The sequence below is a fragment of the Klebsiella sp. RHBSTW-00215 genome, from assembly GCF_014103785.1.
GTDB lineage: Bacteria > Pseudomonadota > Gammaproteobacteria > Enterobacterales > Enterobacteriaceae > Klebsiella.
Genome location: NZ_JABXQS010000001.1, coordinates 4292212 through 4304490, shown reverse-complemented (window position 1 = coordinate 4304490; position 12279 = coordinate 4292212). Strand labels below are relative to the sequence as shown.

Below are 12279 nucleotides of genomic sequence, written 5' to 3'. Positions count from 1 at the left end.
CCATGACGTTTAACTGGAACTATATGTTAAGCCTGCTCAGCGATGTCGATTTTTGGCAGGCCACCTGGACCGTCATCAAATTAAGTTTGCTGACCTGGGCTTTCAGTATTGTGCTGGGATTTATTCTGGCGCTGGCAAAACAGTCGACGCGCAAGCTGTTTAATGTGCCTGCCCGCCTCTATATCTGGCTGTTTCGCAGTATGCCGCTGCTGGTGCTGCTGATTTTTGTCTACAACATGCCCCAGGCGCTGCCGTCATTTGCGCCGGTGCTGAACGACCCGTTCTGGGCAGGGCTGCTGGCGATGGTACTTAGCGAGGCCGCCTACATCGCTGAAATCCATCGCGGCGGGCTGCTGTCGATCCCTAAAGGACAAAGCGAAGCCGCTCGCGCGCTCGGGCTGCGCTATGCCGGAACCCAGTGGCGGGTGGTGATCCCACAGGCGCTGCGCGTGGCCCTGCCTGCATTGGCCAATGAGTATATTGCCATCGTCAAGCTCAGCTCGCTGGTATCAGTCATCTCTCTGACCGAAATCTTAATGGTCGGCCAGCGCCTCTATTCGCAGAATTTCCTGGTGATGGAGACCATGGCGGCGGTGGCGTTTTATTACATCCTGATCGTCACGGTCTTTGATTTCCTGCTCAAACGCCTGGAGACCTGGCTCGATGTCACTCAGCGCAAAACCACGCGCCCGGTGGATGAGGAAATGCAGCGACTGGCGACGGTCCGGCGTCCGGCGATGGCCCGCAGCGTCAGTTTGGCGCAGGAACCCGCGCTACAGGCCTCAAAGCTGCATAAAGCCTATAACAATGTCGAAGTGCTGGGCGCGGTCAGCCTACAAATTCAGCCCGGTGAGGTGGTTTCCGTAATCGGCCCGTCTGGTTCCGGTAAAACGACGCTGATTCGCCTGCTAAACGGTCTTGAGCAGATCGATAACGGTGAGATCAAAATCAACGGACAACCTTTTATTCACCTGGATCGGCAGGGACAACAGAAGCCGCGTTTTATGGAGAACAGCGAACATCGCCAGAATATCGGCATGGTATTCCAGAGCTTCAACCTGTTCCCCCACCTGACCGTTCTCGGCAACCTGCTGCTGGCGCCGCGCTATCACCATCTGGCCAGCGAAGGCGAGCTGAAACAGCACGCCTGCGAACTGCTGCATAAAGTCGGCATGCTGGAACACGCGTGGAAGTATCCGCATCAGCTTTCCGGCGGCCAGCAGCAGCGGGTGGCGATTGCCCGCGCGCTGATGATGCGCCCGCAAATTATGCTGTTTGATGAACCCACCTCGGCGCTGGATCCGGAAAAAGTTAACGAGGTGCTACAGGTTATCGAATCACTGGCTCATGAAGGCATCACCATGGTGATCGTCACCCATGAGATGAATTTTGCCTTCAAGGTTTCCGACCGAATTGTGTTTATGGAAAAAGGTCGCGTGGTCTGCGACGACACGCCTGCGGCAATGCGCGACGGCCAACACCCGCGCGTGGATGCCTTCCTGAAAGATGTCTCTTTGGCTTAACGCCTCCGTTCCTCAAAGGAGAAGATTATGATTGCGCAGTGGCAAATCGAACAGTTTCATCAGCAGGGCTTTCTGGTCGTCGAAGAGGTGCTTAACGCAGAGGAAGTCGCTCTGTTGCAAGCCGATTTCGACGCCTGGGTCGAAGAGAGTCGGCAGCATAGCGAAGTCTGGGGGGAAACTCTCGACGGTCGACCGCGTTTCGATCTGGAAAGCGATCACGCGGCCCACCACCCTTCGCTGCGCCGGGTAAGTTCGCCCACGGAGATTTCCGCCGCCTACTGCCACGCCGCGCTAGATTCAAAGATGGCGGCGATTGCCGGTCAGCTTATCGGCGGCAGCGGAACGCGTTTTCATCACAGCAAAATAAACTCCAAACTGCCGCACACCGCAACGCAGGTAAAATGGCATCAGGATTTTCTGTTTACCCCGCACAGTAACGACGACATCATCACCGCCCTGCTAATGGTCAGTGAAGTGACGCCGGAAAATGGCCCGCTCAACGTGGTGCCGGGCAGCCATCAGGGACCGCTGTGGTCCCACTGGCAAAACGCGCGCTTTACCGGCTCGGTGGACCCGCAGGTTGAAGCGGCCCACTGCCAACAGCCGCAAGCCTGTTTTGGGCCATCGGGATCGGTATGTTTTATGCACACTCGCCTGCTCCACGCCTCCAGCCCGAATGAAACCGACCTGCCGCGTACGCTGTTTATCAGCGTGTATGCAGCGGAGGACGCCCTGCCGTATGGCGAAAATCCGCTACCCAGCATTCATGCCGGTCAGATGGTTGCCGGTGAAGAGAGCGGCCTGGTGCGCAGTACCGTTAATCATTTACGCCTGCCGCAAAAACCGCGCGGCGCATCCTTTTTCGTCCAGCAGGCCGGTACCGATCGCGCCAGCATGTAATTTGCCCACTCCCTGGAGGTTGTATGAAACGTATTAATGCTTTGCGCCCTGCGGCCCTGCTTCTTTGTGCCACCGGAGCCCTGACGTCCTTTAGCGCGCTGGCCTTCCAGCAGCCGGGAAAAATCACCGCGGGTTCAGATATGACCTTTTTTCCGTATGAATATATGGAAAACAACAAACCCGCCGGATTCGACATCGAGTTCCTTGCCGGACTGGCGAAAACCATGGGCCGCGAGGCGGTGAATATTGATACCCGTTTTCCGAATTTAATTCCGGGCTTACAGGGCGGGCGTTTTGATATCACCAACTCGTCGATGTACATCACCGCCGAACGTTTGAAGGTTATCGATATGGTGCCCTATCTGAAGAGCGGCGAAGCAATCCTCGCGCTGAAAGGCAGCGATTATCAGCCGAAAACGCCGGAAGAGTTTTGCGGCCACAAAATTGGTTCCATGGGAGCCACCTCATGGTTGGCGCAATTGCAAAAGCTCTCCACAGATTACTGCGTGAAAAAGGGCCTGAAGCCGATTGCGCTCAGTGAATACACCACCGACCCGCAAACCACTCAGGCGCTGCTGTCGCGGGCGGTAGAGGCGCAAATCACCGATGCGGCTGTGGCGCGCGGCGTCATTGATAAGCTTGGCGATCGGGTGGTTATCTCATCGGAAACGCTGATTTACCCGGTGCTGAACGGTTTTGGGGTGAAAAAAGGCAACAGTGAGGTGAAAACCGCACTGGAAGAAGGCCTGAAGAAATACAGCGCCACGCCGGAATACGCTGCGTTACTGAAGAAATACAACTTCCAGGCACCGACGCAAGAGGATCTGCAAACCCTGATGCCAAAAGCGGAGTAATTATATGGCCCGGTCTTATGAAGAACAGACGCGTATCGACCTGGCGGCAACCTTTCGCATCATCGCCCATCTCGGGATGCACGAGGCAGTGGCCAACCACTTTAGCGCGGCCATCTCGGCGGACGGCAAAAAGTTCCTGCTGAACCCGAAGTGGAAACACTTTTCGCGGATCCGCGCCAGCGATCTACTGCTGCTGGATGCTGATGATGAAACTTGCGCCCATCGGGCGGACGTAGACGCGACGGCGTGGGCGATTCACGGGCAAATCCACCAGCGTCTACCGGAGGTGCGGGTGGTGCTGCACCTGCATCCGGTTTACACCACCAGCGTGGCTTGCCTGGAGACGCCGCATATCCCGCCGGTCGATCAGAATACAGCGCGCTATTTTAACCGCGTTGCCGTCGATACGCTTTACGGCGGCATGGCAGACACCACGGCGGAAGGCGCCCGACTGGCGTCGCTGCTGGCCGATAAGCGTCGACTGCTGATGGGCAACCACGGCGTGCTGGTAACCGCCCCGTCTATTGGCGAGGCATTCGATGATATCTGGACGCTGGAGCGCGCCTGCCAGATTCTGGTGACCGCCTGGTCAACGGGGCAGCCGCTGAAGCAACTCTCTGATGAGGTGGCGGAGAAAACCGCTCAGGATTGGGAGGGTATCGCCGACTTTTCACGTCAGCATTTCGAAGAGATGAAGCAGATAATGATCGACGCCGATCCGTCATTGCTGGACTGACGGCTGATTCCCGGACAACCGCGTCCGGGGATATCCCTCTACGAAGCAAAATCGGCGGTGATGGTCTCGCGGATACGGTTTAAGCGCGGGTTTTCCCGCTTTTTATGCCACACCAGGTAGAGATAACTGGTCGGTGAGATCTCGACTGGCGTCGGTGAGACTAACCTGCCCTGCGCCAAAGCATCGGCACAATGATAATCCGGCAGCACGCTCCAGCCCTGTCCGTCGATCACCATCTGGCGGATAACCCGCATGTCCGGGATCGTCAATGCCGCCTGCAACGGCGGTGCGCTATGGAACATCGTCTGCCACAACGTTCGAATCAGCGGTAGATCTTCGTCAAACGCGATCAGCGGCAGTTGGCTGAGGGTAGTCATGTCAGGCGCCACACCAATGGCGTCGGTCAACGCAGGACTATGCACCAGCAGCATTCTTTCCGTATGCAGCAAGCAGTAGTGGTAATTTTTTTCATCCGGCACGCTGGCGGTAATGGCAAAGTCGACGCTGTCATCCCCCAGCATGGCATAAATTCTCGCCCGGTCGCCCACGTGAAAGCGCACCCGATATCCGGCATTCATTAATTTTGCGAGGGTTGGGGTAAAACGGTAATAAACAAAATCCGAGGAGCCGACAAAATAGACCGTCCCACCCGCATCTACCTGTGGACGATAGCTGGCAATTTTCGCCTCCACACCGTCAATAAACGGTGCAACGGCCCGAGCCAGCTCTTCCGCCGCGTCCGTGGCCTTGACCCCACGAGCCTGACGGACGAATAGCGGTTTACCCACCAGCGACTCCAGCGCCTGAATATGCTGCGAGGCTGCGGGCTGGGTGATCCCAAGTTGCTCCGCAGCACGGGAAAATGAGCCAGTTCTGTATGCTTCAAGAAAGGTTCGCAGGTGGGTCAGATGGCTCATTCAGGGATACTCTTCGTTTAATTTGCTTATTAGGCTACCGCACCCTCCGCGCCAGCGGCAAGACGACGCGTAATTTGCCACCACAATAATCCCAAACCCAGTAATGAGAGCAGCGCACCAGCAAGCCCTACCCACACGATACCCGCGTGAACGATTGTTATCCCTCCCAGCACCGAACCCAGAGCGATTCCCGAGTTAAAACCGGCGATATTGAGCCCGGCGGCTACGCCGTGAGCGTGCGGCGCATGAGTCTGGGCAATGCTAATAAGGCGAGCTTGTAGCGCAGGTACGGCGGCAAAAGTCAGCATCCCTAACAGGGCAACCAGAATTCCCATGAGCCAGAGCGAACCACTGAATAGCCACATTCCCGCCGTGACGATAATGATCCCCAACACAATCAGTACCGAGGCGCGATTAACGCCAAGTGCATCAGTCATTTTGCCACCGAGGATATTACCCAACGCCGCCATCACACCGTAGATCAGCATGAATATACTGACCGTTGCCGTCGTCACGCCGGTTTTCGTCGTCAGAAGTGGCGCAATATAGGTATAGGCGGTAAACGAGCCGCCGTAGGCCAGTACTGTTACTAGCGCCCCGGCCAGCAAGGTGGGATTAAGCATCGTGGCAAGATGACTGAGCGCAGAATTGCCTTGCGCATTTTTTGGCGTAGCCAGCGCATCTTTCATACCAAACAGCAGCCCAAAGAAGCCAATCGCACCAAAGAGGCCAATCGCTGCCATTACATAACGCCAGGGCACCACACCGGCCAGAACGGTGCTGGCCGGCACGCCAATAGCCATGGCAAGCGTGAATCCGCCGAACACTACCGCCACGGCGCTACCGGCCTTTTTCGGGCCCGCCAGACGTGCGGCGGTGCTTGACGCGACGGCGAGAAACAGTCCATGGCCCAGTCCGGCGATAAACCGCGCCGCCAACAGCAGCGTCAGATTGGCGGCAAAGGCCGCGGCGAAACTTCCCAGCGTGAAAACCACGGCGGTCACCAGCATCACATTTTTACGACTCCAGGACGCGGTAAGCGCGGTGAGAACCGGTGCGGCCACGGTGGCACCCAGCGCATAGGCCGTCACCGCACCACCGCTCTGTTCAATGCTCACGCCTAATCCGTTTGCCATCACGTCAGTCAGTCCGATGGGTACAAATTCAGCTAAACCCAGCGCAAACGCGCTGAGGGTGAAGATATAAATAACGAGCGGCATAATCGCCTCCGAAAAATGAAGAGGCGATAAAAATACGGAGAATTAAGACATAACTGAAATTATCGATTTTATATAAGGCATTAATATTTTTATGTCATAGTGATGGCGTCGAAGAGCGAGATACGGCGACTATCCTGATGATCGCACCTGTGCGAACTACCACACCCACGCAGGGCCGTAGCCCCGGTAGGGCGTTAGCCACCACCGGGAAAAATACCGCTAATACCGCACGCAAACCGATTTCGTTTCGCACCAGTCATTCAGCCAGTCAGGGCCAAAATCGCGTCCGGTACCGGACTGCTTCATGCCGCCAAACGGCAGGTTGGCGTCAATCAACGTATGGCTGTTAACCCACACTGTGCCCGCCTGTAGACGGTCGGTATAGTTCAGCGCCTGAGTCAAATCACGCGTCCACACGCTGGCGGTGAGGCCAAAATCGCTGTCGTTGGCCAGACGCAGTGCTTCTTCGCCGTCGGCAACGCGCACCAGGTTGACCACCGGGCCAAACACCTCTTCGCGAGTGAGGCGCAGGTTAGCATCCGGGTTAATCACCAGCGTCGGCGGTATGTAGAAACCCTGCGCATCGGGGCCGACGTTACCGCTAATCAGTTCCGCTTTTTGCTGACGGGCTTCGTCAAGATAAGCCGCCACTTTGGCGCAGTGCGCTTTCGATACCACCGGGTTAATCTGGGTAGTTTCCAGCATCCCTGGCCCCACCTGCATCGATTTCACCGCTTGTTCAAAACCGCTTACCAGCGTGTCGAACAGCGGCGCTTCGATATAAATCCGTGAGCTAGCGGCGCAAACTTGCCCTTGGTTGAGGAAGCTGCCGGTCATCAACCCTTCGATCACCCACTGGGGATCGGCATCTTTCAGCACGATAGCCGGGTTTTTACCGCCTAATTCCAGGATTACGCGGGTCAGGCGGTCGGCGGCCACGCGGGCAATCTGTTTACCGGTGGCAGTCGAGCCGGTAAAGCTCACCTTCGCCACCTGCGGGTGCGAGGTTAACGCCGCGCCGCACTCGGCACCGCTGCCGGTGACCACGTTGAACACGCCATCCGGCACGCCCGCTTCCGTTGCCAGTTCCGCCACGCGCAGCAGGGTCAGCGGCGTAGTTTCCGACGGTTTAATGACAATAGAGCAGCCAGCCGCCAGCGCGGGCATCACTTTCCACATGCCAATCATCAGCGGGAAGTTCCACGGCACGATCCCGGCCACGACGCCAATCGGCTCTTTTTTGGTCCACGCCTGATAGCGCGCGCCCTGCGGGAAGGGAATAGATACATCCAGAGTTCGACCGCTTATTTTAGTGGTCAGCCCGGCGGTATAGCGCATCCAGTTCAGGGTGCAGCCCACTTCAAAGGCGCGAGAAATGTTGATTGATTTACCCTGTTCAAGGGTCTCCAGTTGCGCCAGTTCTTCGCCATGCTGTTCAACCAGATCGGCAAAGCGCAGCAATATGCGTTCGCGATCCGCGGGCGTGCGCCCGGCCCAGCTGCGGGAGACAAACGCACGCCACGCAGACATCACCGCGCGGTCGACGTCTGCGGCATTGGCATCCGCCGTGCTGGCGATGGCCTGCCCGGTGGCCGGGTTCCAGACGGTTAAGCGCTTTTCACTCTCGGCCGCCTGCTGAGCACCATCGAGGTACAAACCATGCTGTCGGTCTAAAAACTGCTGCACGCTGGCAAGTAGCGCGACCTGTGATGTAGACATACCCCTTCCTTATTGTTCGCGGATAGTGGTTTCAGTCTAAGTCGGGGTCGCCATTCGCGCTTTTTTCTCTGTGACATTCGCTTGTGCCGCTGTGACAGGCTCCGCAATTAATCCGATTACGCGGACAGAAAATGTGCCGCAGGTAATAGTTCTTTCATATACTCCGCCTCCGGCCCTTGCCTCCAGAACCATAAATGCAACAATACAAAAACATTATTATTACAAGAGATGCGCGATGAGTACGGCAAATCGTGGGCAGGATTACCAGCATTGGTTAGCAAAAATCAATCAAGTCTGCGGGCAATTCGCCGCCCGTCCGCTGGATGATAATTTTCACGGTGAGATAGACGCCAGCTATGCGGGCAGCCTGAAAGTCAGTACCGTTACCGCTCGCGGCATCAATCTGTATCGTACCCGGCAAGAAATTAAGCGCGACAACGACGCCTGGTTTTATACCGTTTTCCAGCTTTCCGGCCAGGCGACCGTCGAGCAGGATGGCCGTCAGGCGCTACTCGAAACCGGTGATATCACGCTGATTGATGCTTCCCGTCCGTGCTCGATTGTCTGGCAGCAGACCTCACGTCAGGCCTCCTTGTTATTACCAAGAACGCTGCTCGAACAGCAACTGCGCGGCAGCGAAATCTGCATTGCCACCCGGCTGGCAAAAAGCCTGCCGATGGTTCAGCTAAGCCAGCGTCTGCTGCGAGAAAGTATGAACAGCCCCGAGCTGTCAGCAAGCGAAAGCGAAGCGGCGCTGGAGGCGATTGTCTGCCTGCTGCGTCCGATGCTACATCATCAGGAGGCTCAGCCATCGCGGCGCGATAAGCAGTTTCGCAAAATCATGGATTTAATCGATGAGTCAATTCAGGCGGAACACCTGCGCCCGGAGTGGCTGGCCAGCGAAACCGGGATGTCGGTTCGCAGTCTGTATCGGCTGTTTGCTGAAAAGGGGTTGGTGGTCGCGCAGTACATTAAGAATCGTCGGCTCGATCTGTGCGCCCGCGCGCTGCAAAGCGCACATGATGACGAAAAGCTGGCAGGGATTGGCTACAGCTGGGGTTTCAGCGATCATAGCCACTTTTCTACCGCCTTTAAGCAACGCTTCGGCATCTCGCCGGGGGAGTATCGCAAGCGCTGCCGTTAGCTATTTTTTCAGCCATTTGCCGTTAAGGCCCTGCACATATTCCCCCGGTTGCGCCCTGGCGACCAGCTTCTGCCCGGCCATTTTTGCTACCTGATCCACTGGCAGATTGTTGTCATCCGCCAGCTGCTGATAGCTCTCACTGCGCGCAGCATTAATCTGTTTAACCAACGCCAGGGTTTCTTTATCCTGTCGCAGCGGTTCAAGATAGCCATTGAGGGTTTCGCCTACCCGCCCCTGCTGGCGAGCTTCGTTCAAGGTTAAAGCCAGTGCCTGAGTGCTGAATAACACGAGCGCCAGCGTCGCAGTTAACAGTCGTTTTCTCATAATCGCCTCAGAACAGATCGCTACGCGATTTGAGCAGATTCTCAACATCTTTATCCACCTTGATATGAATTTCATGCTCAATTTTGACATTCATATTGATGGTGATCGGCTCCTTTGACGCCGCAATCTCAATGCGCGGCGTGCAGCCGGCCAGCAGCATGGTCGCCAGAAAGGCGGTGAGTAGTTTGATCATTATTGTTGTTCCTTACAGGTGTTACTGTCCTGACAGCGCTGCGCGGGCAGCCTGGCATTTTGTTCAAGCCACGCTTGCAAATTGTCGCCAAAACGCAAGCTGCGCCACAGGTCAAAAATATTCTCTTCATGGGAATAGTTTAAGTGCACCGTGTTGCTTTTGCCCTCTACCCGGCTGGTGCCGCTAATCGTCGCCTTCAGCGTCAGTACGCCAAGGTTATCGAGGTTGATGCGCGTCCACGAGGTGGCGACTTCCATATAGCGCAGCCAGTTTATCGCCGCCCCAGCGGAGACGTTGTCGGCCACCAGCGCGTCCGCTGTATCTTTATCCAGGCGCATTGTCATCGGCCCCGGATTATTGAACCAGCCGTCCTTGATTATCCATTTATCGTTATTCAGCCACAGCGGCAGCGCACCGTTAAACGGTCCGGAAACCGCAAACTGCTTCACTTTGATAGCACTAACCAGTTCGCTGCTGGAGATATTTTGCAGACGCAGCAGCGCCGGATCATGCTGCGGCATCCGCAACTGCTGCATGGTCAGCTTGCCGCCGAGTATATCGACGCTGACGTTGCTGAGCTGCAACGGGGCGTCTTCGCTCCACGGGTAGGAGCCCTGGAGATCCGCCGTCAGATTACGCGAAGTGAACTGGTTGACGATTTCCCCAATGCGTAGCGATACCGGATGACGGGTACCGAGCTGCCAGGTACCTTCACTAAAGCGGAATGGCAGAACGAAATCGACGCCGTTAATCTGGCTATCCGGCATCCAGGCGCTACCGCCTTTCAGGACGCCGTGCCCGCCCGCTTCAAAACCCTGATCGGCGGCGGCAGAGAACGCCACCTGAGCGTACAACTCGCCTTCGCGCAGATTCATTTTCCACTCGGGCGGCACCAGCGGCTGGAACACGGTTAAAGACTGTTTTGGCCACCACGCCTGTCCACGCAGTCGTTCGCCGTCCCAGCGCCCGGTAACGCGCACCGGACCAATGCTTTGCGCATGCAATGAACCGTTGAACTGAAACCAGGTCGGGTCGCGCCCATCGACGTTAAATTTGAGCGTCGAGGGCGGTAATTCGCTGCCGCCGCTAAAGGTGGTTTTTCCGGCGTCCAGCGACAGCGCCCCGGTCAGTTTCGGGTGCTGTTCATCGCGCAGCCAGTGGATCGGCTCTTCCAGCGTCAAACGCGGCGTGCTGACCAGCATGGAGCCGTATTGCAGCTTATCGAAGCCCGTAGACAAGCTGTTGAGCACGATGGCGCTGTCGGTCCACTCTCCTGCGCCTTTGACATCCCAGCGCGCCTGCATCGGCGTGAAATGGCCCTCACCCCAATAGCGCCACTGCCAGCGACCGCGGTCGGGCATAAAGTTGTCGGCCTGACCGTCAAGATGCAGCGTAAAATCGCCCATCTCCTGCTCGTGGGCGCGCAGAATGGCCTGCAAGCGACCATCCACGCCCTGTTGGGTCACTTTAACGCCCGCCAGCGGCCAGCGGATCTCATCAATGTTGAGCGAATCAATCACTCGCCCGCGCGAACGCAGCAGCGCGCCGGGATGAAAATCGAGCACCGGCGCGGTAAGCGGACCACTCAGTTGTGCGGGCAGTTTGGCATAAAAAATCAGATCGCCGAGCTTGGCCTCACCGGTCAACTGGAGCGGCATGTCGCTGTTATCCATGCTCAACTTACCGGGGCCAATATTCAGCACCGCGTTACCCTTACCGGCCTGACCCTGAGTCAGCACGTTCAGCCGCCCGCTCACCTGCATCTGCTCGGTACCCTGCTGCCAGTTGCCTACCGACAGCGCGACGCGACCGCTCAGCGCATTACCGGCGTATTCGGTGTGCCAGCGGCCATCGCTGATGGCGATACGATCGGGCGTAATTTCCCACGGCAGGTCAAGCATTGGCTCCACTTCACCGCGTGGCGTAACCAACAGCTGTCCGCGATTCTCTTGCCACTCGAGTTCGGCATCCACCAGCCCGGGCGCTTGCGTAAACTCGAAGGTGCTGAACAGGTGACCATCGACCGGGAAGCCGTCCGGCACCAGCGGCATATGAAACTCGCCCACCAACTTCACCGGGGCCTGATCTTCCACTAAACGCGCGGAAAAGTTGCTGACCGTCAGCGCCTGGCCGCGCAGCCGCGCCTGAACAGAAATCTCTTTTCCGGCATAGCCAATATCCTGCTGCTCTGGCGTGAGCGACATCACCAGCCGCCCTTGCCATTTTTCCCACGGCGACAGACGCAGGTTTTCAATGGTCAGCCAGCTATAAGGAAGCATCGATTGCCATTCGGCGAGGGTTTTCGGCGCACCGGGAGCGGCTTCGCTCTCCGGCAGCTTGTTCAGACAGGCGCTGTTAACATCCAGCTCAGTGATATGTAAACGCCAGCGACTGGGACGGGACAGCTCGGCATTAGTGACGCGAGCAATTTCGCAGTCGCCCACCAGATAGCGCAGATCGGGGATACGCAGCGAGGTGCGCGTCAGGCGTGGACTGTCATTCAGGGCGATCCGGGTTCCGGCAGGCAGCCAGATCCCCGCCAGCGTGGGGACCCAATGGGTGAGCGTCAACAACAAAGCCAGCGGTAGCAACACGAGTGCTAATAATAGCGCGATGGCGGCTTTATATTTACCCTTCATGGGCAGCTAATATCCTGATTCAAAATAAGTAAAAGCCGAGAGGCCGTTATTGTGGCACGTTCGACCTACGAGTTAAAGTTTCCGTCCCGTTTAAGCGTAGTCGCCGTCGC

General features: G+C 57.0%; 11 protein-coding genes. 5 read left to right on the top strand and 6 right to left on the bottom strand.

Annotated features, from left to right (window positions below; genetic code table 11):
• Positions 1–2: 2 nt before the first annotated feature.
• Genes HV127_RS20395 through HV127_RS20380 form a run of 4 tightly spaced genes read left to right on the top strand, consistent with a single transcriptional unit; the run spans position 3 to position 4013 of the window.
• A complete protein-coding gene (locus HV127_RS20395) occupies positions 3–1523 on the top strand; it encodes an amino acid ABC transporter permease/ATP-binding protein (RefSeq protein WP_182238277.1) in 1521 nt (506 codons plus the stop codon).
• A 27-nt stretch (positions 1524–1550) separates the two neighbouring features.
• The gene (locus HV127_RS20390; protein WP_182238275.1) at positions 1551–2423 is read left to right on the top strand and encodes a phytanoyl-CoA dioxygenase family protein; all 873 of its coding nucleotides are present in this window, start codon (positions 1551–1553) and stop codon (positions 2421–2423) included.
• Between the two features lie 23 nt (positions 2424–2446).
• Entirely contained in the window at positions 2447–3277 is an 831-nt protein-coding gene (locus HV127_RS20385; protein ID WP_182238273.1) for an ABC transporter substrate-binding protein, read from the top strand.
• Positions 3278–3281: 4 nt separating this feature from the next.
• A complete protein-coding gene (locus HV127_RS20380; RefSeq protein WP_182238271.1) occupies positions 3282–4013 on the top strand; it encodes a class II aldolase and adducin N-terminal domain-containing protein in 732 nt (243 codons plus the stop codon).
• A 38-nt stretch (positions 4014–4051) separates the two neighbouring features.
• Here the strand turns inward: HV127_RS20380 and HV127_RS20375 are convergent, their stop codons facing one another.
• The 3 genes from HV127_RS20375 to HV127_RS20365 form a co-directional block, all read right to left on the bottom strand.
• Positions 4052–4930, bottom strand: coding sequence for a LysR family transcriptional regulator (locus HV127_RS20375; protein WP_182238269.1), 879 nt, complete (start codon positions 4928–4930; stop codon positions 4052–4054).
• Positions 4931–4959: 29 nt separating this feature from the next.
• A complete protein-coding gene (locus HV127_RS20370; protein ID WP_182238267.1) occupies positions 4960–6150 on the bottom strand; it encodes an MFS transporter in 1191 nt (396 codons plus the stop codon).
• 219 nt (positions 6151–6369) lie between these two features.
• Positions 6370–7869, bottom strand: a complete 1500-nt coding sequence (locus HV127_RS20365; RefSeq protein WP_182238264.1) for an aldehyde dehydrogenase family protein — start codon at positions 7867–7869, stop codon at positions 6370–6372.
• A gap of 235 nt (positions 7870–8104) precedes the next feature.
• Between HV127_RS20365 and feaR the strand changes: the two genes are divergently transcribed.
• Complete coding sequence (gene feaR / locus HV127_RS20360) at positions 8105–9013, top strand: transcriptional regulator FeaR (protein WP_142467379.1); 909 nt, start codon at positions 8105–8107, stop codon at positions 9011–9013.
• Here the strand turns inward: feaR and HV127_RS20355 are convergent, their stop codons facing one another.
• Genes HV127_RS20355 through HV127_RS20345 form a run of 3 tightly spaced genes read right to left on the bottom strand, consistent with a single transcriptional unit; the run spans position 9014 to position 12169 of the window.
• Positions 9014–9337, bottom strand: coding sequence for a YdbL family protein (locus HV127_RS20355; protein ID WP_110273411.1), 324 nt, complete (start codon positions 9335–9337; stop codon positions 9014–9016).
• A 7-nt stretch (positions 9338–9344) separates the two neighbouring features.
• Positions 9345–9530 carry a YnbE family lipoprotein gene (locus tag HV127_RS20350; RefSeq protein ID WP_110273412.1) on the bottom strand — a complete coding sequence of 62 codons (186 nt, stop codon included), beginning with the start codon at positions 9528–9530 and terminating at the stop codon, positions 9345–9347.
• Positions 9530–12169, bottom strand: a complete 2640-nt coding sequence (locus HV127_RS20345; RefSeq protein WP_182238262.1) for a YdbH family protein — start codon at positions 12167–12169, stop codon at positions 9530–9532. The genes HV127_RS20350 and HV127_RS20345 overlap by 1 nt, the downstream gene beginning before the upstream one ends.
• Positions 12170–12279: the final 110 nt, after the last annotated feature.